A 24783-nucleotide genomic window follows, 5' to 3' on the forward strand; every position below is an offset into this window, starting at 1 on the left:
GCTCCTCAGGTCGCTTCGGAGTTTGCCGCCGAAGTGTCGCACGTTTGGGGCTCACTAGTAAGATCCCCTACGAGCATCGGGGATGTGGCGGAATGGCAGACGCGCACGGTTCAGGTCCGTGTACTCGAAAGGGTGTGAGGGTTCAACTCCCTCCATCCCCACCAGCGGTTATGTGATCAGGCCCGGTCTTGCGACCGGGCCTGATCGCGTTTGTCGAGAGATACCCCTCACCAACTCCGACAAACGCCCGCCGGGACGGTCGTGGAAACGCGGGGGTGACGGATGACGGACACCACAATCCCGGTCTCGCAGACAATTTCGGCGAGTTCTACCCGCACCTCTGGTGCGTGATCACCAACTGCGCGGCCTGGCCGCTCTCCCGGGTCCCGAAGCCCGCCGTCTGGCTGTCCAGCCCCTCCAGCTCGTAGGCGTACGCGCCGGGGGCGAGCTTGCCCGACGGCAGGCTGTAGACGATCCAGCCGGTGCTGCCGCCGCTGCGGGACCTGGTCAGTTCCGCCCCGCGCGCCGGGCGCTTGTTCCAGGTCGCGGAGCTCTCCGACCAGTTCGTACCGAGCCTGTGCACCCGGACCGCCCCGGGCGCGTTCTTCGCCCACAGCCGCAGGTGCACGGCCGAGGCGCACCGGTCCGCCGGCAGGTCGTGCGCGTCGAACTTGACCAGAACCTGACGTTGGAAGCCCGGGGTGGAGGAGTTCGCGCACGGTTCGCCGCACGTGGACGCGTCGTCCTGGGTGCCGAAGCCGGTCGCGTCGGGGGCGCCGCGCCAGATGGTGGTGTCGTCGGTGGCGGCGAAGGTGGCGGTGACCGGGCGGTTGTCCGGCCCCGGGGTGGCCGGGCCGGGGCCCGCCGGGGAGGGGCCGGCGGTGGGCTCGCCACCTGCGACTCCGCCGGATCCGCCCGGGCCCCCGGTGCCACCTCCGCCGGTGCCTCCCGGACCGCCGGTGCCGCCGTCGCCGCCGTCTCCGGAGTCGTCCTCGGCCGGGCTGGGCGAACTCTGCGGGGACGCGGACGGCTCGTCGCCCGGCGTACCCGTCTCGTCGGGTGTGTTGTCGTCCTGGGACATGGCCTGGTTGCCGCCGCCGAAGTCCCGGACCGCCCGGACCACGGCGGCGGTTGTGACAGTTGCCACAAGAATGAGGACGAGGGCGGTCATCACCCGGATCGGGAAGCTGGTGCGGCGCCAGGCCACGGTCAGCACCCCGGCGGCGAGCTCCGGCGGGATGGCCGCGACGGCCGGCTGGGTGGCCGAGACAGCCATGGTCGCTTGGCTGGCCGTCACCGTCACGGCCGGTTGGGTGGCCGTGACCGCGCTGGCCGGCTCGGTGGCCGTCCGCGTCACGGCGGCAAGGCCGGCTGTCGGCCGCTCGGAGTCCTCGCCGGGACCGACCGAGGCCTGCTCGGCAGCATCGGCCGCACCATGCGGCACCGGGCCCACCCGGACAGCGGGCTCGGCCGGTTCGCCGGCCGCGAGCCTGCGCCGGGCCCCCGCCCACCGCTGGACCTGCTCCTCGTCCGCGCAGCACGCCCGCACGAACGCCGCAACCAGCTCCTCGCGCGGCAGGGTGCTGCGGCCCAACGCCGTGGTCAGGGTCGCCCTGGGCAGCACGTCCCCCCGCGCGGCGGCCCGTTTCTCCAACTCGCGGAACGACAGCCCGTGCCAGTCCTTGAGCCGGCGCAGCGCGTCGACGAACTCCTCCGGCGTACCCGGATTCTCCGGACACGGCCGACCGTCTTCCGACATCGAGGCTCCCTTCGCGTCCGGAGCCGACCGAGCGGTGGACCGGTCAGTCCGGGGCGCGTCGAAGGTTACGGATCGCCTGGTGTCGGGGCATCCAGCACGGAGTTGAACAAGCAGTACACCCCGGGTGGTACTCCGCCCGGGGCGTACAACTCACGCGGTACTACCGCTCCGCGCGCTCCGCGTTGGCCAGGATCGCCGCGCGCACGTAGACCGACAGGCCCGCGCCGTCCGCGTCGATGGTGGCCGTGAACCGCGGGTCGGCGACGTACATCTCGGCCAGTCCACGGTGGATCTCGTAGGTGCAGTCGTAGTACCACCGGGTGATGTGCTGGCGGTGCTCCTCCGCGAGGTCCATCGCCTGCGGGTCCCCGGCCGGGATCCCGCTGGTCATCGCCAGGGCCAGCCGCTGGTTGATGCTGGCCGCCTGGCCCTTGATGACCAGCCAGTCCTCCTTGGTGTACGACCTCGTCCGCCGCTCACTCTCCTTGTACGCGTCGGTGTCGCCCCACCGCTCCCGCACCTCGTCCTCGTACCGGGCCGGGTCGTGCTCCCCGAACACCTCGAACCGCTCCTCCGGGGTCATCTGGACACCCACCTGTCTCGCCTCCATCGCGAACTCGACCGCCGCCACCATGTCCTGTAGCCGGCCGATCCGGTGGAGCAGCAGCTCCCGCTGACGCCGCAGGTGCGCGGTCGCGTCGACGTCCGGATCGCCGAGGATGGCGGCGATCTCCTCCAGGGGGAACCCGAGCTCCCGGTAGAACAGCAGACTCTGCAGCCGTTCGAGATCCGCGTCGTCGTACCGCCGGTAGCCGGCCCGCGTGCGCCCGCTCGGCGACAGCAGCCCGATCTCGTCGTAGTGGTGCAGCGTCCGCACCGTCACGCCGGCGAACTTCGCCACCTGACCCACCGAGTACCCCATCGTTCCCCCTCTGTCGAGAACCAGCCTGCGGCCTCCCGTGGCGTGAGGGTCAAGCGCCTTATTTCAGGATCTCGCGGACCTCCTCGGCCCCGACCAGGAAGCCGTGCACGCCCTGGGCGCGCTGCCGGGTGTCCTCCGCGAGCACGTGGGTGGCCCACGCCTCCAGCGCGAGGATGCTCTTCAGGTCGCGCCGGTCCTGGGGCAGCATGTCCTCGTCCTCCTCGTCGATCAGGCCGTAGGACAGCACCGCCTCGGCGACCGTGCGGCGCGCGCCGTTCAGGTCGTTCCCGCTGTTGTACTGCCAGTGCTGCCCGCCGAGGCACGTCACCCCGTACCACTCGATCTCGCCGTTCTCGGTGTCCGCGGTGGGCACCACGGCCACCTCGTCACCCGTGTCCCGCCGCCAGTGCAGGGCCGGCTTGGCGTTGCCCTCGCCGACGCAGGTCAGGATGATCCGGGCCAGCACCTCGCTGCTCGCGACCTGCGCGGACTCCAGGTCGGGGCAGTCTTCGAGGAGTACGGCGAAGGGGACCGGCCCGTCGGCGTACACCCCGTAGGTGTACGGCTCCTTCGCGCTCTGCCAGGTCTCCGCGCACCACTCGGCCTGCGGCCCGCCGAACGCGGTGAACGTCGGCGGCTGCGCGCCCGGACCGAGCGCCGCGATCATCTCCTCCTTGCTGACAATCTTTCCGCCGTCGCCAAAGACCCACTCGTTCTGCTCCATTTGCGGAATTCTAGGCGCGACCGGGTCGAGGGGCGGCCGTGGTGCCGGCTACTCCTTCGGGCGCGGGTCGTCGGCCAGGCGCGCGTGCAGGTGCATGTCGTGCCAGCCGTCCGCGTGCAGCGCCCCGGCACGCTTGGTGCCCTCGGCCGGGAAGCCCGCGGCCACGGCCACCCCGCAGGACGCGGTGTTCAGCGTCGAGTGCTCGACCTCCAGCCGGTGCAGGCCGAGTTCTCCGAAGCACCACGCGGTGAGGGTGGCCAGCGCGCGGGTGGCGACCCGGCGGCCGCGCGCGGCGGGGAGTACCCAGTAGGAGATCTCCGCGAAGGCCTCCGCCAGGTGCAGGCGGCGGAGGCTGATCTGGCCGAGTACGCCGGAGTCGTCGGTCACCGCCCAGCCCGCCCCGCTCTCCAGCTCCCACCGGGCGGGCCAGGAGGTGATCCACGCCCTGGCCTCGGCGGCGGTCATGCTGCGGGCGTGCCAGCGTTGGATGCCGGGATCGGCGTAGGCCGCGCGGACGGCGGGGGCGTCGGCGGGGCGCCAGGGGCGCAGGGTGAGGCCGTCGCCGGTCAGGACCGGGTGAGGGAGGTTCGCGAGGGCGCCGGAGACGAGGACGGGATCGGTGAGGAGCGGCATGGAAACCATTGTCCGACCGGTACCGCATCCCGGCACCTCGCCTTCGAGGTGCCGCCGGACCTCACCGACTGGGAGGCGTGGCCCGCCGGGTGGCCGGGGCTCACTCGTAGTGGTATCGGCAGGAGATGATCGTGATCTCGCCTTGTTCGACCGCGTACACCAGGCGGTGCTCGTCGTCGATGCGCCGTGACCGCAGACCGGCCAGGTTGTTCCGAAGGATCTCCGGTTTGCCGATGCCCGGCCCGTCCGGATCCCGCTTGATGTCAGAGATCAGGGCGTTGATGCGCTTGAGGGTCTTGCGGTCCTGGGTCTGCCAGTGCAGGTAGTCGTCCCAGGCGTGGTCGGTCCAGGTGAGTTTCACTCTTCGACGCCCAGGTCACGCTCCCTGGCGTTGCCCGACCGCCACTGGTCGACGCTCTCCATCAGGCGCCGGGCGTTGGCGGGCGTGCGCAGCAGGTAGTTGGTCTCCATGATCGAATCCCAGTCCTCCTTGCTGACCAGCACGGCATTGCCGCGCTTGGAGACGATCTCGATGGGCGTGTGGTCATCGTTGACCCGCTCGATGAGCGGGAACAATGTCTTACGCGCCTCGCTCGCACTGATGGCAGCAGACATTCCCAACCTCCAACTCGTACCAAAAAAGGTACCATATTTGGTACCGGAAATGGTACCGAGAATGTTCGTGCGGTACCGGGTCCCGGCACCTCGCCTTCGAGGTGCCGCCGCGCGCCGGCCCGGAAACGCGGCGTAACCATCACCAGATCTTGATCTTGACTGGTACCGGCCCGGTGGCGAATCCTTTCCGGGTCCGGGCACCTCTTATGGGTACGCCGACAGCCCCGTCGGCCCCGACCTGGAGGTTGTCATGACTACCGCCCTCATCGCCTGCGGTGCGATCCTCGTGTGCGTGTGCACCGTCGTACTGATCCGGAAGCGGCGTCGTGGCTGAGACCCGCTGGCCCAGCGAGCACCTGGTCCTGGCCGCGCAGCGCGGGGACGTCGACTCGATCTCGGCGCTCGTGTCCGGGTCGTACCCCCACGTGATGCGCTTCGCCCATTCGCTGTGCGCGTCACCGCACGACGCGGAGGACGCCGCACAGGAGGCCCTGATCATCCTGTACCGCAAGATCGGCATGCTGCGGGCGACCGCCGCGCTCGGCTCGTGGATGTTCCGGATCGTGCGCAACGAGTGCCTGCGGCGGACGAGAACGGCGTTCCGGTTCCGCGAGCCCGCCGAGAGCGCCACGGAGCACCTGGAGGACGACATCCTCCGCCGCCTGGAGGCGGAACGCGTGGCCGCGGCGGTGGCCGCGCTGCCGGGCGAGCTCCGCCAGGTCCTGATCATGCGCGACATCCAGGGCCACCCGGGCCGGACGGTCGCGGACGCGCTCGGGCTGAGCACGGCCGCGATGAAGTCCCGCCTGCACCGGGCGCGGCTGCTGGTCCGGCGGAACCTGGAACCGGCCGGGGGCGGTGACATCGATGGATAGCAGCTTCGCGAGTACCTCGGTGCTGCGGCACCTCGCCCGGGGGACGGTGGGGTTCGGCGCCCTGGTCGGCGCGATCGCGCTCCTGCCGGTGGTGGGGCCGGTCAGCCTGCTGCTGGCCCCGGTCGGGCTGGTCGCGCTGCGCGGGTGCCCGACGTGTTGGACCATCGGGCTGGTCCAGACGATCTCGAAGGGCCGCCTGGAACGCCGGTGCGTGGACGGCCGCTGCGAGTTGCACGTGCCCGAGCGGGGGGTTCGCCCAGGTCGGCGGTGATCACCGCACGCTCGGCACGGGAAGAGTGCCGGGTGGGTGATCACCGCGTGGGCTACTCGGCCGAGCCCCGGACGATCAGGCGGGTCGGGATCCGGACCTCGCGGGCCGGGAGCCTCGGATCCGCCAGACGGGAGTCGAGGAGTTCCATCGCGGCGCGCCCGATGCCCTCCGCGTCCTGGGCGATGACGGTCAGGCCCGGGGTGATCAGGTCCGCGAGTTCCAGGTCGTCGAAGCCGATCAGGGCCGGGCGGTGCGGCATGCCCGGGAGCTGGCGGAGCACCTCGGCGGTGATCCGGTTGTTGGCGGTGAGCAGGGCGGTGACGGCCCCGGCCGGCACCTCGGCTCCCGCCCCCAGCAGCTCCCCCAGCGACCGGGCGATCCCCTCCGGCGTCGGCGCCGCGAGCCGGATCAGGGACTCGTCGGGGACGATCCCGTGCTCGACGAGCGCCGCCCGGAACGCGTCGACCCGCTCGCGGGCGGTGTAGACGACGGGGTCGTCGCCCAGGTACCCGATCACGCGGTGGCCGTGGCTGACCAGGTGGTCGACGGCCGCCCGGATCCCGCCGACGTTGTCGGACAGCACGGTGTCGGCGAGGATGCCGTGCGCCGGGCGGTCGATGGCGACGACGGGCAGGCCGGCCTCGACCTCGGGGTGCAGGTAGTCCTGGGAGTCGGCGATCGGGGCGAGGATCAGCGCGTCGGGGCGGCGGGCGCAGAAGGCCAGGGCCACCTCGCGTTCGCGCTTGGGGTCCTCGTGGGTCGACCCGATCATGACGACCTGGCCGTCGCGGTGCGCGGTCATCTCGACGGCGCGGCCGATGGCGGCGAAGAAGGGGTCGGCGATGTCCCTGACGACCATGGCGAGGGTGCCGGCCCGGCCGCTGCGGAGCTGGCGGGCGCTCTCGTTGCGGCGGTATCCGAGCTCGATGATCGCCTGCTCGACGCGGGCCAGGGTGCCCGGGCCGACCCCCGGTTCGCCGTTGACGACGCGGGAGACGGTCTTCAGGGCGACGCCGGCCTGCGCCGCCACGTCTTTCATGGTGGGGCGCCTGGGAGGAGTGACGGCTGTCATGAGTGCTAAGCGTAGTTGACAGCGCCAGAGACAACGTTGTCTGATCACAGAGTGCTGAAACGATCCTTACGCCGGCTGCCCGGCGACCGCGTGTGGCTCGGCGCGAACTACTGGTCCGCCGCCGGGGGCCCGTTCATGTGGCGCGACTTCGACGAAGTCACGGTGCGCCGCGAACTCGCCGTTCTGGCTGACCACGGCCTCGACACGGTGCGCAACTTCTGCTTCTGGCCCGACCTGATGCCCCGGCCGGACTTCGTGGACCCCGACGGGCTCGCGCTCCAGGTCCGGTTCGCGCGGATCGCCGCCGAGTACGACATCGGGGTCGTGCCGACCTTCCTCGTGGGCCACATGTCCGGCGAGAACTATGACGTACCGTGGCGTAACGGTCGTGATCTGTACACCGATGGCTGGATGCTCGGCCAGCAGGCGTACTACATCCACACCGTCACCAGGGCGCTCAAGGACGAGCCCAACATCGTCGGCTGGTTGATCTCCAACGAGATGCCGCAGTACGCCGACGAGTTCCGGGTCGGGCCGCCCGACCACGCCGACGTGCTCGCCTGGGCCCGGATCTGCACCCAGGCCGTCCGGGCGGCCGGCGCGACCCAGCCGGTCAGCCTCGGCGACGGCGCCTGGGGCCTGGAGGTGTCCGGCCGCGACAACGGCTACCGGCTCCAGGAGCTACGCGAGACCATCGACTTCGCCGGCCCGCACGTGTACCCGATGGGCGACGACGTCACCCGCCTCCTCCTCCGGCACGCGTGGGCCTGCGAGCTCTCCCAGACGGCCGGGCTGCCCGTGATCCTGGAGGAGTTCGGCGCGACGTCCACGTTCAGCGCGGACAAGCACGTCGCCGACGTGTACCGGGTCGTGCTCGCCACCTCCCTGCTCGCCGGCGCGTCCGGCTGGATCGCCTGGAACAACACCGACTTCGCGTTGCCGGATCAAAGGCCATACACCTTCCGGGGGTACGAGGTGGGCTTCGGCCTCACCACCCCCGACGGTGTCCCGAAGCCGGCGCTCGGCGAGCTGAAGCGGTTCCGGGAGCTGCTCGACGCGGTGGACTTCGCCGGGTGCACCCGGGTGCCGTCGGAGGTCGGGCTGCTGATCAGCTCGTACCTCGACGAGGACCTGCCGATGACGGTGCAGGAGGACTCCGTACCCGTCGGGGAGTGTGGTTTCCAGTCCTGGATCTCCGCGCGGGCCGCCGACCTGGCGCCGGCCGTGGTCCGGGAGCGGGAGCTGGGGGACCAGTCGGCGAAGCTGTGGCTCGTGCCGTGCGCCAAGGCGTTGCAGCTGCCCACGTGGGGTGCGTTGCGGGCCCGCGCCGAGGCCGGGGCGACCGTGTACGCGAGCTACTTCGCCGGGGTGGACATCCACCAGCGGGGGCCGTGGTGGCGGCCGGACGAGGTGTTCGGTGTGGAGTCGGAGCTGTTCTACGGGCAGATCGACCCGGTGGTGACGGTCCCGACCCCGGGCTCGGCGTCAGGCTCGGGCGCGGTTCCGGGTGCGGACGTCGCGGGCTCGGCCGGCGCTTCCGGGGCGGACCCGGTCCGGCCGCCCCTCGCCGGAGCCGCCGAGCCGGCCGAGGGCACGCCCGTGGTGCTGTGGACGTTCGAGCGGGACTTCGGGGACATCCCCGCCGGCAGCACGCTGGCGTTCCCGGTCGGCGGCTCCGAGCACACCCGGTCCCGGCTGCCGGTCAGCCCCGGTCGGGCCACCGTCATCGCCCGGGACTCCGACGGGCACCCGGCGCTGCTGGTCACCGAGGTCGGCGCCGGCCGGATGGTGCTGTCGACGATCCCGGTGGAGGCGTTCGCGGCGTACCGGCCCAACGCGAACCCCGACCCGACCTGGCGCCTGTACCGCGCGCTGGCCGCCGTCGCCGGGGTCACCGTGGAGGTGTCGGTGGACGATCCGCGGGTCCTGGTGGACACGATCGAACACTCGTCGGGCGCCCGGTACGCGTGGCTGGTGAATCCCGGCCGGGAGTCCGTTACGGCCCGGTTCCGGGGGACTGTGTCCAGCGTCACTCTCAGTGGGGAACCCATCGGGGGTGAAGTGACTCTTCCTTCATGTGGAGTCGGAGTGGTCAGGCTCTGAGTCCACGGAGGGGTCTTCACGGCGGCGGGGCCGTGGGGATTTTTCAGGGGGATATGTGGCCCGGTCCGGTGGTAGCGGTGTCTACCACGGGGCCGGGCCAGCACGTTTTCCACGCCGTCCCGGCAGGCGCCCCGGCGATCCCGGGGCCAGGCTCGCCGGGGGCTGGCGCCGGCGCGCCGGACACCTACCGAGCCTGGCCGCCGGCGAACCACCCGGCCACAGTTCCCCAGCCGCGCAAGCCGTGACATTCCGGCCGCATAGCCGCGGTGAATCGACACAAATTCGCTGACCAGCGAGCCCGCGCGAGCGCGTACCCATCGATGGTCCTTAGGGGTGACAACCTCGTCGCGCAGTCTTGACATCGTTGTCATTCGGGGAATACGGTTCCGCCCACGACCAGTCCAGAGTGGGGAGAGACATGTTCCGGGTTCAGATCCGCCTCGTCGCGGCCCTCGCCGCCGTGGCACTCGCCGCGACAGGGTGCGGCCTCGGCGGCAGCGGCGACAAGGGCACCACGGAGGGCGCGGTGACCGGCGAGGTCAAGGGCGAGGTCAGCTTCCTCACCCTGTCGCTCAAGCCGAAGTTCACCGACTACATCCAGGGAATGATCGACGACTTCCAGAAGAAGTACCCCGGGACGACGGTCAAGTGGATCGACCTGCCGCCGGACGGTTACCAGCAGAAGATCCTCGCCGACGCCGCCGCCGGCACCATGCCCGACGTCGTCAACATCGGCGCCGACAACGCGCTGCCGATGAGCAGGCAGGGGCTGCTGCTCAACAACGAGACGGCGCTGCCCGGCGCGAAGGACGACTACACCCCCGGATCCTGGAAGGCCTACGAGATCCCGGGCAAGGGCGGCAACTACGGCTTCCCGTGGTATCTGACCACCGGCGGCAACTTCATCAACCGGTCGCTCCTCCAGCAGGCCGGCGTCGACCCGAACCAGACGCCGAAGACGTTCGGCGAGTTCAAGGACTTCGGGATGAAGATCGCGAAGGCCAGCGACGGCAAGGTGTGGGCGCTGTCCGCCAAGCCCGGGCTCGTCGACCTCGCGCTGCACGGGGTGCAGGTGATGAACGCCGACGGCACGAAGTTCACCTTCAACACCCCCGAGGGCGTGCAGGCCCTCCAGGACTACGTGGACCTGTTCAAGGCCGGGGCCATGCCGCCGGACGCGCTCACCCGCGACGGCGCGAAGTCCAACACCGACTTCCTCGCCGGCAAGATCGCGCTGGTCCCCGGTTCGGCGAGCTTCCTGACCGAGATCAAGCAGAACGCGCCGACGCTGTACCCGAACGTGGCCATCGCGCCGCAGCTCACCAACACCGGGCACAGCAACATGTACATCCTGGGGCTGTCGGTGTCCGCGAAGTCCAAGAACAAGCGCGCCGCCCTGGAGCTCGCGCACTTCGTGACCAACCCCGAGAACCAGACCAAGTTCGCGAAGATCGTCACCATCTTCCCGAGCAGCCCGAAGTCGTACGACGACCCGTTCTTCTCCACCGCGCGCGCCGACAGGAACGCGGACGAGGAGAAGTACCGGATCGAGATGGGCAAGCAGATCAAGGACGCGGTGGCGTACACCCCGGCGCAGTTCTCCGACCGGATGAGCAAGGTGTTCGAGCGCGAGGTCGGGCTGGCGATGATGGGTACCAAGTCCGCCAAGGACGCCCTGGACACCGCCGTCGCCGACTGCAACCAGTTGCTGACCGCGGGTTCCTAGTGGCCGCACAGACCACCGTCGGACGTCGGGCCACCCGGCCCGGCGTCCGCCGCAACCTCTGGTTCACCCCGTGGGTGTTCCTCGCGGTCCCGCTCTTCACCACGGTCATGTTCTCGCTGTTCCCGTTCCTGAACACGATCGTGCTGTCCTTCACCAACGCCACCCCGCTCGGCGGCGGCCGGTTCGTCGGGACGGACAACTACAGGGAGATGGTCGGGGACGGCCAGTTCTGGATCGCGTTGCAGAACAGCACGTTGTTCATGGTCGTCGTCGTACCCCTCATGGTTATTCTGCCGCTCTTCCTCGCGATGCTCGTCGTGAAGCAGATCCCGGGCATCGCGGCGTTCCGGGCGGCGTTCTACACCCCGGTCGTGGCCTCCGGCGTCGTCGTCGGGCTGGTGTGGAGCTGGGCACTGGGCACCCAGGGCCTGGTCAACGGGGTGCTCGAGGGCCTGGAGTGGATCAACGCGCCGATCGGGTTCCTCACCGACAGCCAGCTGCTGCTGTTCTCCACCATGGCCGTGACCGTGTGGAAGGGTCTCGGCTACTACATGGTCATCTACCTGGCCGCCCTCGCGAACTCCCCCACCGAACTGCACGAGGCCGCCGCCCTGGACGGCGCGGGCGCACTCCGCCGGTTCCGGAGCATCACGATCCCCATGCTGCGCCCCACGATGGTGCTGATCGGCACCCTGTCGGCGATCTCGGCGTTCCGGGTGTTCACCGAGATCTACGTGATGTCCAACGGCTCCGGCGGCCCCGGGCAGCAGTCCATCACGATCGTGTTCCTGATCCAGATGGTCGGCCGCGGCCTGGACGGCAGCGTCGGGTACGCGAGCGCGTTGTCGCTGGTCCTGTTCGTGATCACCCTGGGCTTCGCCATCGCGCTGATGCGCGTCAACCGGGCGGAGGACCGGGCGTGAACAAGACGTCGAAGGGCGAGCTGGCGCTCCGGTACACCCTGCTGGTCCTGGTTTTCCTGCTCTCGATCGGGCCCTTCCTCTGGCAGCTGTCCACCTCGCTGAAGGCCCCCACCGAGGACATCTACACGTACCCGCCGCACTTCCTGCCCTCCGAGCCCACGCTGGAGAACTACGCGAAGGTCGGCGAGGTCATCCCCGTCTGGCGGTACGCGCTCAACTCGCTCATGGTCGGGATCGCCTCCGTCGTCAGCAACTGCCTGTTCGCGGGCATGGGCGGCTACGCGCTGGCCCGGTTCCGGTTCCGTGGCCGGCGGATCGCGACCCTGCTGTTCCTGTCCACCCTGCTGATCCCCGGCGAGGCGGTGCTCATCTCGGTGTTCCTCACCGTGCGCGGCATGGGACTGGCCGACACGCTCGCCGGGGTGTGGCTGCCCGGCTGTGCGGGCGCGATCAACGTGCTCCTGCTGCGCAACGCGTTCCTGGCGCTGCCCCGGGAGGTCGAGGAGGCCGGGGTGATGGACGGGGCCAACGCGTGGCAACGGTTCCGGCGGATCGCGCTGCCCAGCGTGAAGGGGACCCTCGCGGTGGTGGCGCTGCTCAGTTTCATGGCGGCCTGGGACGACTTCCTCTGGCCGCTGATCATCCTTTCGGACCCGGACAAGTACACACTGACGGTCGGGTTGCAGTACCTGTCGGGGACGTTCTCCAACGACCAAAGGCTCGTGGCCGCCGGGACGATGATCTCCGTCCTGCCGTTGCTGGCCCTGTTCTTCTCGCTCCAGAAGTACTTCTTCCGTGGCCTTGGGGAGGGCGCTCTCAAGGGATAGGAGTTCGTCGTCATGAAACTGTCGAGAATGCTGGTGGCCGTGGTGGTCGCCGCCGGGGTGGCCCTGGTGGGGGCCGCCCCGCCGGCGACGGCTGTCACTCCCGCCGCCGCTGCCGCCGTCCAGCCCTACGCCTCCTACTGGCACCCCAGCACCATCCTGAACTGGGACCCCGCCACCGACCCGGACGCGAGGTTCAACCGCTCGAAGGTCCCGCTGAAGCCGAGGACGCAGAACGCCGCGCTCAAGGCCAACGCCAACGCCCGCGCCGGGGAGGGCCGGATCGCCTCCCTCGCGGCGTTCGCGCCCACGTCCGGCAACCCGTCGGCCGGCGCCCTGGACGAGAACTACTACGCGTTCGGGTACTGGCAGTACGTCGACACCCTGGTCTTCTGGGGCGGCTCGGCCGGCGAGGGCCTGATCCTCGCCCCGAACCCGACCGTGATCGACGCCGCGCACCGCAACGGCGTCAAGGTGTACGGCACCGTGTTCTTCCCGCCGACCGCGTACGGCGGCCAGCTCCAGTGGGTGCGCGACTTCGTGGTCAAGTCCGGCTCGACCTACCCGGTGGCCGACAAGCTCAACCAGGTCGCCCAGTACTACGGCTTCGACGGCTGGTTCATCAACCAGGAGACCGGCGGGGGCGACGCCGCGCTGGCCACGTCGATCCGGTCCTTCATGAAGTACGGCCGGACCTTTCCGACCCAGTTCATGTGGTACGACTCGATGGTCGAATCGGGCTCCATCTCCTGGCAGGACGCCCTCAACTCGTCCAACGACTCCTTCCTCCAGGAGGGCTCGACCCGGGTCTCCGACTCGATGTTCCTCAACTTCAACTGGGGCTCGTCCCTGCCGACCTCCGGCTCCTACGCCGGCACGCTCGGCCGCAGCAGGTACGACCTCTACGCCGGCATCGACACCGAGGCCAACGGCTACAACAGCTCGGTCGGCTGGGGCAACCTCTTCCCGGCCGGGGCCGCGCACACCACCTCCCTGGGCATCTACCGTCCGGAGTGGACCTGGAAGTCCTCCACCGGCCGGGCGGACTTCATGACCCGCGACGCCCGGTACTGGATCGGGGCCAACAACGACCCGTCCAACACCACGACCACGTCCGCATGGAAGGGCCTCGCCAACTATGTGGCCGAGTCCACACCTGTCACCTCGCTGCCGTTCACGACCAGCTTCAACACCGGGCAGGGCACCAGCTACGCCGTCGACGGGACCCGGCTCGCGACCGGCGGCTGGAACAATCTCGCGCTCCAGGACGTGCTGCCGACCTACCGGTGGCTCGTGTCCTCGACCGGGGCGAAGCTGACCCCGGCGCTGGACTTCGCGGACGCGTACAACGGAGGCTCCTCGCTCCTGATCTCCGGGACCCTGAACGCCACCAACACGATCCGGCTCTACCAGGCACAACTCCCGGTGTCGGCGGCCACGAAACTGGCGCTCACCGTGAAGACCCCTGCGGCCGGGGCGACGAACCTGTCCGCCGCCGTGGCGTTCACCGACGCGCCGACCTCGTTCGTCACCCTGCCGCTCGGCTCGACCACGGGCACCGGCTGGGAGACCAGGGAGCTGGACCTGTCCGGCTACGCCGGGAAGACCATCGCGCAGCTCGGCCTGTCGGTGGGCGGCTCCGTCACCAACTACTCGATCCGGGTCGGCCAGCTCTCGGTGTACGACTCGGCCAGCACCCCCTCCGCCCCGGTCTCGCTGTCGGTGACCGGGACGACCGACGTGTCCTCGACCAGCAAGGCCCTGCGCCTGGCCTGGACCGGCACGGCACCCCGCTACAACGTCTACCGCCGCAACCCGGACAGCACCCGCACGTACCTGGGCGGCACCGGCAACGACGTGTACTACGTGCCCCGCCTCGACCGGGTCGGCACCGAGAGCTCCACGACGATCGAGGTGGAGGCGGTGTCGGCGACCCTCGGCCGGTCGGTCGCCGCGACCACCACCGTGTCGTGGACCGGGACCCCCACCTCGTCGAACCTGGCGCTGAACCGGCCCGCCACCGCCTCCAGCTCCTGCAACGCCAACGAGGGGGCCGCGAAGGCGGTCAACGGAACCGTCAACGGGGGCAACACCGACAAGTGGTGTGCGCTGGCGTCCGGGACGAAGTGGTTGGAGGTGGATCTGGGGTCCTCGCGGGCGTTGACGCAGTTCGTGGTGAAGCACGCGGGGGCCGGCGGGGAGTCGACGTCGTGGAACACGAAGGCGTTCACGATCCAGACCCGTTCGTCCACGAGTGATCCGTGGTCCACGGCGGTGACGGTGTCGGCGAACACGGCCAGTACCTCGACGCATCCGGTGACGGTGAGCGCGCGGTATGTCCGGTTGAACGTGACCACGCCTACCCAGAACACCGATCCGGCGGCCCGGATCTACGAGTTCGAGGCCTGGGGCACGTAACCGTTCGGCGGCTCCGAGGGGGCGTCGAGCCCTCCTCGGAGCCGTGGCCGACCCTAGACCAGGCCCTTCGCTGACGCCGGGGTCAGGAACTCGACCCGGGGCTCGCCGACCAGCAGTGGGTTCTTTCTCGCGTGGAACTCCCGGACGTGCGGGGCGTCCTCGTGGGACTGGAACGCCTCGCGGTCGCGGTACATCTCGTAGAAGACACGGGCCAGGGGTTCGCCGTCCACGCGGTGGGTGGCGTACACCAGGGTTCCCGGCTCCTTCGCCGTGATCTGGGCGACCGCCCCGGCGGTCAGCTCGTCGAACTCCGCCGCTGCCGCCTCATCGCGGCAGTCGAACCGCACCACCAACGCGAACATATGGGTACCTCCTCAGGCGCGTCCGACCAGTGTGCCGGCTGGGACGGGTGGGGTCGCGCGTGGTGCCGGCTGGACGAACGCGTGGCGCCCGCTGGGTGGAAAGGAGGGCTCGCGGGCTGCCGGCTGGAGAGAGGCGGGCACGCGCGTGGCGTACCCGGACAATGGTCTTGGGGGTCAGCCGCCCGCGAACGGGGGCAGCACGTCGACCGTGGCGTCGGCCGGCAGCGGGGCGGCACGGTCGCGGCAGGACACCTCGTTGACCAGGTACGACGCCGAGGTCAGCACCTTCGTCAACGGCTCACCGTGCCGCTGGCCCAGCAGCTCCAACAACTCGCCCAGGCTGTCGGCCACGGCAGGTTCGGCCGTCGTTCCCGAGGCCGCGCGGGCCCCCGCGAAGTAGCGCACAGTCACACTCGGCACCCTCAGCCCCCGATCGCCGACATCGGCCGGTCCGGCTGCAGGAACGTCGGATCGTCGATCCCGTGCCCCGGCAGCTTCCCCCACATCGCCTTGCGCCACAGCTCCGCGATGTCCTCGTCGGCCGCGCCGGCCCGCAGCGGCCCGCGCAGGTCCGTCTCGCCCCGGGCGAACAGGCAGTTGCGGACCTGGCCGTCGGCGGTGAGCCGGGTCCGGTCGCAGTCGCCGCAGAACGGGCGGGTGACGCTCGCGATGACGCCGACCTTCGCCGGGCCGCCGTCGACCAGCCAGGTCTCGGCCGGGTTGGAGCCGCGGACGGTGGCCAGGTCGGGGGTGAGCGTGAACCGGGTCGCGAGGGACGCCAGGATCTCGTCCCCGGTGATCATGTTCTCGCGGTGCCAGCCGTGCTGGGCGTCGAGCGGCATCTGTTCGATGAAGCGCAGCTCGTAGCCGTGTTCCAGGGCGAACGCCAGCAGGTCAGGGGCCTCGTGGGCGTTCTGGTCGCGGAGCAGGACCGTATTGATCTTCACGGGGCGCAGGCCGGCGGCGGCCGCTGCGGCGATCCCGTCGAGGGTGTCGGCGAGCCGGTCGCGGAAGGCGAGCTTCTTGAACGTCTCGCGGTCGAGGGTGTCGAGGGAGACGTTCACCCGGTTCAGCCCCGCCTCGACGAGCGGGGCCGCCAGCCGGGTCAGGCCGATCGCGTTCGTGGTCAGCGACGTGTGCACCGGGGTGTTGCGGACGATCTCGACCAGGCCGGGGCGGAGCAGGGGCTCGCCGCCGGTGTAGCGCACCTCGGTGATTCCCAGCAGGGAGGACGCGATGCCCACCAGTCGGATGATCTCGGCGTCGGTCAGGATGTCGGCGGACGGGAGCCACGGCAGGCCCTCGGGGGGCATGCAGTAGGTGCACCGGAGGCTGCAGCGGTCCGTGAGGGAGACGCGCAGGTCCGTGGCGACCCGACCGTACTGGTCCTGGAGCATGCCCTAAAGCTAGCTCACCAGCCGCGTCGCCTGCTCATGCGCGGGGCGGGCCAGTTTGGCCTCCAGGTCGTGCAGCAGCTCGGCGGCCGCCGTGCCGGGCCAGTCGGCGGGGAGGAGTTCGACCGGAAGTCCGGGATCGAGGTACGGCAGGCGGCGCCAGGCGGTGAGCGCGCGGACCCAGTCGGCCAGGGGGTTGTCGCCGCCGACCGTGCCGTAGACGCCCAGGAAGTCCTCGTAGAGGGCGCGGAGTTCCGGGAGGTCCCACCAGGTCTGGATGTCCGGTTCCATCGGGGTACTGCCCACGAAGAGCGTTACATACTGTGACAGATCCATCCGGTCGAGCATCTCGCGGACGGTCGCGTACCGGTGGGCCGGCGCGACCCACACCCCCGGCGCGGCGGTGCCGAACCCGAGCCGGGTGAGCTGGGAGCGCAGGGTGTGCCGGCGCTGCCGCTCGGTCTCGGGCACGGAGAAGATCACCAGCACCCAGCCGTCGTCGAGCTTCGCCGGGCGCGGGTGGAAGATCCGCTCGTCGCCCTCGCGGAGGAGCTGGCCGGCCTCGGGGGTCAGCGCGTACCCGGCGGCGCCGGCGACCTTGCGGGGCTCCAGCAGGCCGCGCCGCTTGAGCCGGGAGATCGCCGAGCGGACGGCGGGTTCGTCCACCCCGAGTTCGGCGAGGATCCGGATCAGGGCGGCAATCGAGAGCCAACCGCCGGTTTCCCGGGCGTACAGGCCATAGACGGTCACGATCAAGGCGCGGGGGCTCACGGACCCACGATATATGTCGTGTGGCCTTGACTCCCGTCACAAGAACGGAATACTTCGAGATATGGATCTGTCGCCGACCGCCCACGTCGACACGTTCGCGCGCGACCACCTACCGCCGGTGGAACAGTGGCCCGAACTTCTCCTCCTCGACTACCCCGACCGGCTCAACTGCGCCGTCGAGCTGCTCGACATGGCACCCGACCTCGGTCGACCGTGCCTGATCACCCCCTCGGAGACCTGGACCTACGCGGAACTGCTCGCCCGCGCCAACCAGGTCGCCAACGTGCTGGTCGACGACCTCGGCCTGGTGCCCGGCAACCGGGTGTTGCTCCGCGCGCCGAACAACGCCTGGCTGGTGGCCTGCTGGTTCGCCGTCATCAAGGCCGGTGGCGTCGCGGTCACCACCATGGCGCTGCTCCGCGACCACGAGCTGGAGGTGATCGAGGAGATCGCCGCGGTGAACCTGTCCCTCGTGGACGACCGGTTCCCGTGCGGCCTGGACAACGTCGTGCTGTTCGGCGACCTGATCGCGGCGGCCACCAAGAAGTCCGAACAGTTCGCGAACGTGGCGACGGCCGCCGACGACGTGGCGCTGCTCGCGTTCACCTCGGGCACCACCGGCCGGCCGAAGGCCACCATGCACTTCCACCGCGACGTGCTCGCCATCGCGGACACCTTCTCCACCCAGGTACTGCGGCCCGACGCCGACGACGTGTTCGCCGGCTCGCCCCCGCTCGGCTTCACCTTCGGGCTCGGCGCGCTCGTGATCTTCCCGATGCGGGCCGGGGCCTCGACGGTGCTGCTGGAGAAGGGCACACCCGACGTACTGCTGCCGGCCGTCGTCGAGCACAAGGTGACGATCCTGTGCACGGCGCCGACGGCGTACCGGGCGATGCTGGCCCAACTGCCCGGGCTTCCGTACCTGAAAAAGTGTGTTTCCGCTGGTGAGCCGCTACCCAAGGCGACCTGGGAGGCCTGGCACGAGGCGACCGGGATCAAGATGATCGACGGCATCGGGGCCACCGAACTGCTGCACATCTTCATCTCGGCGACCGGCGACGACATCCGGCCGGGCTCGACCGGCAAGCCGGTGCCCGGCTTCGTGGCGACGGTGCTGGACGAGGACGGCAACGAGGTCGGGCCGGACGTGGTCGGCCGGCTCGCGGTGAAGGGTCCGACCGGGTGCCGCTACCTGGCCGACGACCGGCAGGCCGTCTACGTGCAGAACGGCTGGAACCTCACCGGCGACACCTACCTGCGCGACGAACACGGCTATTTCTGGTACCAGGCGCGCAGCGACGACATGATCATCTCTGCCGGGATCAACATCGCCCCGCCCGAGGTGGAGTGGGCGCTGCTCACGCACCCGGACGTGCTCGAATGCGCGGTGGTGGGGCTGCCCGACGACGAGCGCACGATGGTCGTCGCGGCCTACGTGGTGCTGGCGCCCGGGGTGACCGGCGACGCGGCGAAGGCCGACGAGCTGCGGGAACACTGCCGGCGGGAGATCGCGCCGTACAAGATGCCGCGGGTGGTCGAGTTCCTCGCCGCGCTGCCGCGGACGTCCACGGGCAAGGTGCAGAGGTACCGGCTGCGGGACGCCTGAGCTTCCGGTTCCCCGGCGGCGGGCCCCGCCGGGGAACCGGAGAGGCCCGCCGGGAGCCGCTCGGCTCGGGACCGGGATCCCGCCGGGGAACTCCCGCTTCGAGGCCAGCGGCCCGCTTCGGAACCGGGGCGCGGCTTCGGGACCGGGGCACGGCTTCGGGACCGAGGCACGGCTTCGGGACCGGGGGCCTGGCTGGGAAGCCGGCGCGACCCCGGCCGGAGGTTCAGAGCTTCCGGACCACCGTGACCTGCGCCATCGCCTTCCGATACCCCAACCAGTCGTTGACCGCGAGCATCGGCCCGTTGGTGCTGTCGTTACCGGTGTACGCCCGGGTGATCCCGGCCGCCGCCGCCCGGCGCAACGCCTCCACCTTCACGATCTTCGCCAGCCCCAGCCCCCGGTGCGACCGCAGCGTCCCGGTCATGTTCGTCCAGGACCGGCCGGTCGCCGGGTCCGCGATCGTCAGCGTGTACGCCACCGCCCGCTCCCCGTCGAGCGCCACCACGCTGCCCGCCCGGAACAGGTCCGGGTTGCCCCACACGACGCGCAGCCAGTCCTCGTACGGGATCGGGGCGATCTGCACGTTGGTCGGGATGTCCGGCCCGGTGGCGCTCTCCAGCTCGTACACGACGCGGGGGTCCACGTCGTCGAACGACACCAGCCGGAGGTGCTCCGGGCAGGCCACGGCCTGGGTGACCTCGCGCGGGTCGACGATCGAGATCTGGGCCGTGTGGCCGGGGCCGGACCCGAAACCGTGCCGGGTGGCCCACGCCAGGGTCTCGGGCTCGTCGAACACCCGGCCGCGCGCCGTCACCGCGCCGAGCTCCGCCAGGTGCGCCAGGCCCCGGTTGAGCAGGTCCGTGCCGATGCCGCGCCGCCGGAACTCCGGCCGCACCACGACACCGATGTCGGCAGCCCCGGGCTCGGAGGTGAACATGCTCATGCCCGCGCGGGTCCAGCCGACGATCCGGCCGTCGAGCTCCGCCACCTGCCAGCGCAGCCGCACCCACTCGGGCGTGGCGGCGAGGGCGGCGCGGGTGCCCACGACGCTCGCCACCAGGAACGGCATCACCTCGGCCCGCAGCAGGTTGATCTCCTCGATATCGCCGTCGGCGACGTCCCGGACCACCGGAAGGTCAGCGGCGCCGCCGGCCACGGGGCCACCACCGGCCTCGCGGGTCGCGGAACCGCCGTCGACGGTCTCGCGGTCATCGCCCGCCCCGCCCGTCACGCGAGGTCCTTCAGGCACGACCACTGACTGGCGGTCACCTCGTACCCGAGCCAGTCGTTGATCGCGAGCATCGGCCCGTTGGAGTAGTCGTTGCTCGTGTAGGCGGCGGTCACCCCGACCTCGGCGGCCCGGCGCAACGACACGGACTTGAGCAGCTTCGCCAGGCCCCGGCCCCGGTAGGCGGGCAGCGTGCCGGTGCCGCCGGACATCGCCCAGCCGGTCTCGGGATTGACGTCGAGGAGTACCGAGGAGACAGCCATGCCGTCCACGATAGCCACGACACTCGAGTACCTGTCGAGGTCGGGACCGTTCCAGATCTTGGACATGAAGTCCTCGAACGGCATGCCGTCGTAGGGCACGTCCCCGGGCTCGTCGGCGAACGCGGCCGTGTCCAGCTCGTGCACCGCCTCCGGGGTCACCTCGGACAGGCCGAGCACCGTGACACCGTCCGGTGTGGGCGGCAGCGGGGGCAGCATCCGGGGGTCGACCACCGAGTACCGGTCGCTGGCGCCCTGGACGAAGCCGTGCCGCTTGGCCCAGGCCGTGGTCCGGTCGTCGTCGTTCGTCCAGCACCGGACCTGGGTGGCGCCGACCGACTTCAGGTGCTCCTCGATCTCGGCGAGCAGCGCCCCGCCGATCCCCAGCTCCCGGTAGTCGGGGTGCACGAGCAGGGTCAGTTCGGAGGCGCCGACCTGGCTGGTGGTGACGTTGAGCCCGCCGGTGGCGAAGCCCACGACCTGCCCGTCCACCTCGGCGCACACCCGCGTGCTCCGCGACTTCGGTGAGGCGGTGTTGAACCAGTTGCGCTGGGCGGCGACGCTCGCGCCGAGCCAGGGCGTGACCACGGCGCGGATCCGGGCGAAGTGTTCGACATCGTCGACCGTCGACGGTCGGGTGGTGAATCTCGTCATCACAGTGTCCTCATACAGGACCACTGGGTCGCGGTGACCCGGTAGCCGAGCCAGTTGTTGACCGCCAGCATGGGCGCGTTCTGTTCGTCGTTCGCGGTGTACGCCGCCGTGATCCCGGCCGCCGCCACCCGGCGCAGCGACTCGGACTTGACCAGCTTCGCCAGGCCCCGCCCCCGGTACTCCCGGAGGACACCGGTGCCGCCCGACCAGCTGCGCCCCGTCGACAGGTCGGCCTGCACGTTGGTATGCGCCACCGGCTTCCCGTCCACGACGGCGAGCACACTCAGGTCGTGCTGCCGGTCGGGGTCGTCCCAGTCGAGGGCCAGCCACTCGTCGTAGGGCACCATCTCGATCGCGATGTCGCCGGGTTCGTCGGTGACGGTGACCCGGTCCAGTTCGTACATCGCCTCGGGGCCGACCTCCGCAGCCGCGAGCAGGGTGACACCGGGCGGGAGGTCCGGCATCGGCGGCAGGACCTTCGGGTCGGCCAGGGAGTAGGACACCGGGCGGCTCGGCTCGAAGTCGAACCGGCGGGCCCAGTCGAGCAGGGCGGCTTCGCCGGGGACCCAGGTGCGCACCCGGTGGGCCCCGATCTCGCCCAGGTGCAGCTCCGCCTCGCCGAACAGCGCCGCGCCGATGCCCTGGCCCCGGTGGTCGGGACGCACGAGGAGGTCCACGGCGGCCGCGCCCGGTTCGGAGGTGAAGATGTCCAGCTCGGCGGTGACCCTGCCGACCACGGCGCCGTCGGCGACGGCCACCAGGTCGCGCTTGCGGGCCCGGGCGGGCACGGTCGAGAAGTTCCGCTGGTACGCCTTGACGCTGCGCACCAGATACGGGTACTCCGCGAGGCGGACCGCCGCGATCCCGGGCAGGTCCTCGACCGTCGTCGGCCGGATGATCACTTCGCCTGACATGCCTCCTGTCTAACAGCAGGCGCCAGTCATTTTCCGGGCATCACATCCCAGGAGTCCACGAGCCCGGACACGAGGTCCCGTCAGCCCGGACCCGTCAGCCCGACCACCACGGCAGCGGCCCGGCCTCGCACTCCACCAGCAGCTCGTCCCGCCGCGCGGTCGCCCGTTGCCCGCCGGTGTCGCCCCGCCGGAAGCTGGCCTTCACGGCGGCGTCGGCCAGCTCGGCGGCCAGGTGCCAGTGCTGGAGCTGCGCGTACCCGTCGCTGACGACCAGGAGTTCGCTCGGCTCGGGCTCCACGAGGGCCCGGATGTGCGCGACCCGGACGGCCGTGACCGGCGAGTCCCAGCCGTGCCCGGTCACGTCGTGGCACACGCCGAGCCGGGCGAGCATGGTCAGCGCGTCGATCCGGCGGGCCGGCGCGTCGTTGGCGAGGCACTCGTCCGCGAGGGCCACGAGCCGGATCCGGGCCTCCTCGACCCTCCCGAGGCACGCCAGCGCGTACGCCTCGGCGAGCAGTCGGGACGCCCTGCGCGGGTGCCGGACCGGGTCCTCGGCGTCCTCCGCCTCGGCGAGCAGCCGGTCGACGGACTGCGCGCCCATGGTGGCCTTCGCGGCGGCCAGCTCGGCGAGCTGCCAGGGCAGCATCCCGCACGGGTCCTGCCCCCGGGTCAGTGCCACGGCGGCTTCGAGCAGCTCGGCGGCGCGGCGGGTCCTGCCCTGGGCGGAAGCGGCGAGTGCCTCGATGTGCAGGCCGTAACCACGGCCGGCCGGGTAGCGGCTGCGCCAGCCCCAGTCCCGCAGTTGTCTACCGATCGCCACGGCCTCGGAGATTCTGCCGAGCTCCAGGAGCGAACAGGCTTCCGTGTGGGTGAGCGAGACGGTGCGCTCCCTGTCGGGCGCCAGATCGGGCAACGCAGTCCTCCCGTTCTGTCGTTGGTACCAGAAGATCCTGTGCTCGCAGTCGGCTCTCGTCCATGGTTGCGGTAGGTATCCGACAGGCTTTTTACGTTGATCTTCTTAAACGGGACTTTCAGGGGCAGAGATCAGTGATGATGCCCGTACAGGCTGTGGACAAAAGGAGAGCACGATGGGACGAATTCTCGGCATGCTGCTGGCCTCGATCATCATTGGGCCGATCATCGGGGTGATCGCCCGGCTGCTGATTCCCGGCCGGCAGAACATCACCATTCTCAAGACCATCGGCGTCGGCATCGCGGCCGCGTTCATCGGCGGCGTGATCGCGCTGCTCTTCAAGGTGGACTCCACCTCGGGCATCGACTGGTGGCAGTGGGCGATCCAGATCGTACTGGGCATCATCGGCGTGAGCATCGTGGCCGCCGGTGGCAAGAAGGCCTAGAGACCTAGAAGCTTCTCCGGCGGTACCAGACGACGGCGACACCCACCGTCGAGAACGCGAGCCCGGTCGCCCCGGCCACGATCAGCAACTTCGGGTCGGGGAGCCGGGCGTCACGCTGCGTACCCGAGACCGGGACGCCGTCCGGCGCGGCCGTCGGTTCGGGGAGCGGCTCGGGCTCTGCTCTGTAGACCCGGGAGTCGGGGGTCTGCTCGACGGCGTCCGGCTCCGGCTCGGCCTGGTCGGGCTGGCCCTGGGCGGGCTGCGGAACCTGGGCCGGCTGGCCGATCATGTTCGGGAACTGTGAGGGCGCCGCCGGCTGGGGCGCGAGGGCCGCGGACGGTACGGGGCTCGGCGTCGCGCTCGGGCTGGGCTTCACAGGGCTGACCACGACCGGAGAAGGGGCGGGCTGCGCCGCGACCGGTGCGGCCAGGAAGAGAACCGCGCCGGCAATGCCGACGCTGACCGCCAGTCGACCCGAGTACCGTCCAGCCACCATCTGGACCCCTCCAAAGGGGCGATGTCACCGGGTTTCAGCTCCCACTCAGATTACGTCCACACAGACCTGTTTATCAGGCGTTTCGCGCCGCCGGTGCCTGTCAGGCGTTGCGCGCCGCCACCCAGTGCGGATGCTGCCGGCTGCGCTCGCCGGGCTCCGATCCCAGCGGCTCCAACGGGTGATCGACCCGGAACCGGAGCCGGTAGCCCACGGCCGCGCGCGCCCGGCCCAGCCAGACCGCGTACCCCGACGGCTCGGGCGGGAAGCCCAGGCCGTACTTGAACCACGGTGGTTGGGCCTGCTGGGCCGCGTACCACCCGATGAGTTCGTCGATTCTGCGGTCGAGCTCGGCGCGCGCCGTCTTCGCGGTCTCCAACGCGGGCCGGTGATCATCCAGGTACGCCCGGTGCCGGCTGAGCTGCTCCTCCAGCACGTCCCGCGCGGCGGCGGCCTTGCCGGCCCGGGCCCGCAGGATCGCGTGGTGCCCCCGGTCGACCCGGAGCTGGCGGGCCAGCGCGTGCCGGCGGGCCGGCTGGAGCCAGCTGAACGCCGAGTCGAGCTGGGTGGTCACGGAGTCGATGTGCCGGGCGAGGCGCTCCTCGGCGGCGGCGGCCTCGGTGGCGGCGAGCCGGGCCCGGGCGAGCAGGTCGGGGTCCGGGGCGGGCGGGGCGAGCGCCCGGGTGCTCTCACCGGTGGCGACCTGCCGCCAGAGCAGCCGTTCGTCGCCCCCGGAGCCGGCGCCGGACGCGGGCGGCGGCACGGGCTCGGCGCCGCCGGGGAGCAGGGTGAGCTGCGGCGTTGTCGTGAGCTGCGGGGCGGTCGCGTTTCCGAACTCGTGCACGGTGGCCTCTCATGGGCGTCGCCGGTGAGGGCGC

The 24783-nt window shown here is 70.8% G+C and carries 26 protein-coding genes and 1 tRNA gene; 10 read left to right on the plus strand and 17 right to left on the minus strand.

The window, feature by feature from the left end:
• Positions 1–78: 78 nt before the first annotated feature.
• A tRNA-Leu gene (locus tag PT931_RS00580) sits at positions 79–164 on the plus strand.
• Positions 165–328: 164 nt separating this feature from the next.
• On the opposite strand, the gene PT931_RS00585 is transcribed toward PT931_RS00580, so the two are convergent.
• From PT931_RS00585 to PT931_RS00610, 6 genes are all read right to left on the minus strand, one after another.
• The gene (locus tag PT931_RS00585; RefSeq protein ID WP_456243740.1) at positions 329–1759 is read right to left on the minus strand and encodes a CBM96 family carbohydrate-binding protein; all 1431 of its coding nucleotides are present in this window, start codon (positions 1757–1759) and stop codon (positions 329–331) included.
• 160 nt (positions 1760–1919) lie between these two features.
• Positions 1920–2681: a MerR family transcriptional regulator gene (locus PT931_RS00590; protein WP_456243741.1), complete on the minus strand. Its 762-nt coding sequence runs from the start codon at positions 2679–2681 to the stop codon at positions 1920–1922.
• Between the two features lie 58 nt (positions 2682–2739).
• Positions 2740–3405 (minus strand): hypothetical protein, encoded by a 666-nt coding sequence (locus tag PT931_RS00595; protein WP_456243742.1) that lies wholly within the window; start codon positions 3403–3405, stop codon positions 2740–2742.
• 48 nt (positions 3406–3453) lie between these two features.
• Positions 3454–4038: a GNAT family N-acetyltransferase gene (locus PT931_RS00600; protein WP_456243743.1), complete on the minus strand. Its 585-nt coding sequence runs from the start codon at positions 4036–4038 to the stop codon at positions 3454–3456.
• A 100-nt stretch (positions 4039–4138) separates the two neighbouring features.
• Complete coding sequence (locus PT931_RS00605; protein WP_456243744.1) at positions 4139–4399, minus strand: Txe/YoeB family addiction module toxin; 261 nt, start codon at positions 4397–4399, stop codon at positions 4139–4141.
• Positions 4396–4653, minus strand: coding sequence for a type II toxin-antitoxin system Phd/YefM family antitoxin (locus PT931_RS00610; RefSeq protein ID WP_456243745.1), 258 nt, complete (start codon positions 4651–4653; stop codon positions 4396–4398). The genes PT931_RS00605 and PT931_RS00610 overlap by 4 nt, the downstream gene beginning before the upstream one ends.
• Positions 4654–4979: 326 nt before the next feature.
• Here PT931_RS00610 and PT931_RS00615 point away from each other — a divergent pair, with 326 nt between their 5' ends.
• A complete protein-coding gene (locus PT931_RS00615) occupies positions 4980–5528 on the plus strand; it encodes an RNA polymerase sigma factor (protein WP_456243746.1) in 549 nt (182 codons plus the stop codon).
• Positions 5521–5799 (plus strand): hypothetical protein, encoded by a 279-nt coding sequence (locus tag PT931_RS00620; protein WP_456243747.1) that lies wholly within the window; start codon positions 5521–5523, stop codon positions 5797–5799. Before PT931_RS00615 ends, PT931_RS00620 begins: the two co-directional genes overlap by 8 nt.
• A 52-nt stretch (positions 5800–5851) precedes the next feature.
• Here the strand turns inward: PT931_RS00620 and PT931_RS00625 are convergent, their stop codons facing one another.
• Complete coding sequence (locus PT931_RS00625) at positions 5852–6838, minus strand: LacI family DNA-binding transcriptional regulator (protein ID WP_456243748.1); 987 nt, start codon at positions 6836–6838, stop codon at positions 5852–5854.
• An 84-nt stretch (positions 6839–6922) separates the two neighbouring features.
• Here PT931_RS00625 and PT931_RS00630 point away from each other — a divergent pair, with 84 nt between their 5' ends.
• The 5 genes from PT931_RS00630 (at position 6923) to PT931_RS00650 (ending at position 14865) form a co-directional block, all read left to right on the plus strand.
• Complete coding sequence (locus PT931_RS00630) at positions 6923–8974, plus strand: glycoside hydrolase 5 family protein (protein ID WP_456243749.1); 2052 nt, start codon at positions 6923–6925, stop codon at positions 8972–8974.
• 418 nt (positions 8975–9392) lie between these two features.
• Positions 9393–10700 (plus strand): ABC transporter substrate-binding protein, encoded by a 1308-nt coding sequence (locus PT931_RS00635; protein WP_456243750.1) that lies wholly within the window; start codon positions 9393–9395, stop codon positions 10698–10700.
• Positions 10700–11623, plus strand: coding sequence for a carbohydrate ABC transporter permease (locus PT931_RS00640; protein WP_456243751.1), 924 nt, complete (start codon positions 10700–10702; stop codon positions 11621–11623). The genes PT931_RS00635 and PT931_RS00640 overlap by 1 nt, the downstream gene beginning before the upstream one ends.
• Positions 11620–12450, plus strand: a complete 831-nt coding sequence (locus tag PT931_RS00645) for a carbohydrate ABC transporter permease (RefSeq protein ID WP_456243752.1) — start codon at positions 11620–11622, stop codon at positions 12448–12450. Before PT931_RS00640 ends, PT931_RS00645 begins: the two co-directional genes overlap by 4 nt.
• 12 nt (positions 12451–12462) lie before the next feature.
• Positions 12463–14865, plus strand: coding sequence for an endo-beta-N-acetylglucosaminidase (locus PT931_RS00650; RefSeq protein ID WP_456243753.1), 2403 nt, complete (start codon positions 12463–12465; stop codon positions 14863–14865).
• A gap of 53 nt (positions 14866–14918) precedes the next feature.
• Here the strand turns inward: PT931_RS00650 and PT931_RS00655 are convergent, their stop codons facing one another.
• The 4 genes from PT931_RS00655 to PT931_RS00670 all read right to left on the minus strand — a co-directional run bounded on the left by PT931_RS00655 (position 14919) and on the right by PT931_RS00670 (position 17392).
• Positions 14919–15227, minus strand: coding sequence for a putative quinol monooxygenase (locus PT931_RS00655; protein WP_456243754.1), 309 nt, complete (start codon positions 15225–15227; stop codon positions 14919–14921).
• 174 nt (positions 15228–15401) lie between these two features.
• Entirely contained in the window at positions 15402–15647 is a 246-nt protein-coding gene (locus PT931_RS00660) for a MoaD/ThiS family protein (protein ID WP_456243755.1), read from the minus strand.
• A 2-nt stretch (positions 15648–15649) separates the two neighbouring features.
• Entirely contained in the window at positions 15650–16624 is a 975-nt protein-coding gene (gene moaA, locus PT931_RS00665) for a GTP 3',8-cyclase MoaA (RefSeq protein ID WP_363729060.1), read from the minus strand.
• Between the two features lie 9 nt (positions 16625–16633).
• Positions 16634–17392 (minus strand): PaaX family transcriptional regulator, encoded by a 759-nt coding sequence (locus PT931_RS00670; protein WP_456243756.1) that lies wholly within the window; start codon positions 17390–17392, stop codon positions 16634–16636.
• A 61-nt stretch (positions 17393–17453) separates the two neighbouring features.
• On the opposite strand from PT931_RS00670, the gene PT931_RS00675 reads away from it, so the two are divergent.
• Positions 17454–18998 carry an AMP-binding protein gene (locus PT931_RS00675; protein ID WP_456243757.1) on the plus strand — a complete coding sequence of 515 codons (1545 nt, stop codon included), beginning with the start codon at positions 17454–17456 and terminating at the stop codon, positions 18996–18998.
• A gap of 223 nt (positions 18999–19221) precedes the next feature.
• Here PT931_RS00675 and PT931_RS00680 read toward each other — a convergent pair whose 3' ends face one another.
• The 4 genes from PT931_RS00680 to PT931_RS00695 form a co-directional block, all read right to left on the minus strand.
• Positions 19222–20229: an N-acetyltransferase family protein gene (locus PT931_RS00680; RefSeq protein WP_456243758.1), complete on the minus strand. Its 1008-nt coding sequence runs from the start codon at positions 20227–20229 to the stop codon at positions 19222–19224.
• Complete coding sequence (locus PT931_RS00685; protein ID WP_456243759.1) at positions 20226–21140, minus strand: GNAT family N-acetyltransferase; 915 nt, start codon at positions 21138–21140, stop codon at positions 20226–20228. Before PT931_RS00685 ends, PT931_RS00680 begins: the two co-directional genes overlap by 4 nt.
• Positions 21140–22054, minus strand: a complete 915-nt coding sequence (locus PT931_RS00690) for a GNAT family N-acetyltransferase (RefSeq protein ID WP_456243760.1) — start codon at positions 22052–22054, stop codon at positions 21140–21142. The genes PT931_RS00685 and PT931_RS00690 overlap by 1 nt, the downstream gene beginning before the upstream one ends.
• 94 nt (positions 22055–22148) lie before the next feature.
• Positions 22149–22967, minus strand: a complete 819-nt coding sequence (locus tag PT931_RS00695; RefSeq protein ID WP_456243761.1) for a hypothetical protein — start codon at positions 22965–22967, stop codon at positions 22149–22151.
• Positions 22968–23142: 175 nt separating this feature from the next.
• On the opposite strand from PT931_RS00695, the gene PT931_RS00700 reads away from it, so the two are divergent.
• Complete coding sequence (locus PT931_RS00700) at positions 23143–23412, plus strand: GlsB/YeaQ/YmgE family stress response membrane protein (RefSeq protein ID WP_456243762.1); 270 nt, start codon at positions 23143–23145, stop codon at positions 23410–23412.
• A 4-nt stretch (positions 23413–23416) separates the two neighbouring features.
• Here PT931_RS00700 and PT931_RS00705 read toward each other — a convergent pair whose 3' ends face one another.
• Both PT931_RS00705 and PT931_RS00710 read right to left on the minus strand, forming a co-directional pair.
• Positions 23417–23908 (minus strand): hypothetical protein, encoded by a 492-nt coding sequence (locus tag PT931_RS00705; protein WP_456243763.1) that lies wholly within the window; start codon positions 23906–23908, stop codon positions 23417–23419.
• 100 nt (positions 23909–24008) lie between these two features.
• Positions 24009–24749: a hypothetical protein gene (locus tag PT931_RS00710; RefSeq protein ID WP_456243764.1), complete on the minus strand. Its 741-nt coding sequence runs from the start codon at positions 24747–24749 to the stop codon at positions 24009–24011.
• Positions 24750–24783: the final 34 nt, after the last annotated feature.

The organism is Longispora urticae, from assembly GCF_053902585.1.

What these genes read in the sequence shown, in the direction of transcription:
- PT931_RS00585 (WP_456243740.1), bottom strand. Translation starts at nt 1,759, where the DNA reads ATGTCGGAAGACGGTCGGCCGTGTCCGGAGAATCCGGGTACGCCGGAG.
- PT931_RS00590 (WP_456243741.1), bottom strand. Translation starts at nt 2,681, where the DNA reads ATGGGGTACTCGGTGGGTCAGGTGGCGAAGTTCGCCGGCGTGACGGTG.
- PT931_RS00595 (WP_456243742.1), bottom strand. Translation starts at nt 3,405, where the DNA reads ATGGAGCAGAACGAGTGGGTCTTTGGCGACGGCGGAAAGATTGTCAGC.
- PT931_RS00600 (WP_456243743.1), bottom strand. Translation starts at nt 4,038, where the DNA reads ATGCCGCTCCTCACCGATCCCGTCCTCGTCTCCGGCGCCCTCGCGAAC.
- PT931_RS00610 (WP_456243745.1), bottom strand. Translation starts at nt 4,653, where the DNA reads ATGTCTGCTGCCATCAGTGCGAGCGAGGCGCGTAAGACATTGTTCCCG.
- PT931_RS00620 (WP_456243747.1), top strand. Translation starts at nt 5,521, where the DNA reads ATGGATAGCAGCTTCGCGAGTACCTCGGTGCTGCGGCACCTCGCCCGG.
- PT931_RS00625 (WP_456243748.1), bottom strand. Translation starts at nt 6,838, where the DNA reads ATGAAAGACGTGGCGGCGCAGGCCGGCGTCGCCCTGAAGACCGTCTCC.
- PT931_RS00635 (WP_456243750.1), top strand. Translation starts at nt 9,393, where the DNA reads ATGTTCCGGGTTCAGATCCGCCTCGTCGCGGCCCTCGCCGCCGTGGCA.
- PT931_RS00650 (WP_456243753.1), top strand. Translation starts at nt 12,463, where the DNA reads ATGAAACTGTCGAGAATGCTGGTGGCCGTGGTGGTCGCCGCCGGGGTG.
- PT931_RS00655 (WP_456243754.1), bottom strand. Translation starts at nt 15,227, where the DNA reads ATGTTCGCGTTGGTGGTGCGGTTCGACTGCCGCGATGAGGCGGCAGCG.
- moaA (WP_363729060.1), bottom strand. Translation starts at nt 16,624, where the DNA reads ATGCTCCAGGACCAGTACGGTCGGGTCGCCACGGACCTGCGCGTCTCC.
- PT931_RS00675 (WP_456243757.1), top strand. Translation starts at nt 17,454, where the DNA reads ATGGATCTGTCGCCGACCGCCCACGTCGACACGTTCGCGCGCGACCAC.
- PT931_RS00685 (WP_456243759.1), bottom strand. Translation starts at nt 21,140, where the DNA reads ATGACGAGATTCACCACCCGACCGTCGACGGTCGACGATGTCGAACAC.
- PT931_RS00690 (WP_456243760.1), bottom strand. Translation starts at nt 22,054, where the DNA reads ATGTCAGGCGAAGTGATCATCCGGCCGACGACGGTCGAGGACCTGCCC.
- PT931_RS00700 (WP_456243762.1), top strand. Translation starts at nt 23,143, where the DNA reads ATGGGACGAATTCTCGGCATGCTGCTGGCCTCGATCATCATTGGGCCG.
- PT931_RS00705 (WP_456243763.1), bottom strand. Translation starts at nt 23,908, where the DNA reads ATGGTGGCTGGACGGTACTCGGGTCGACTGGCGGTCAGCGTCGGCATT.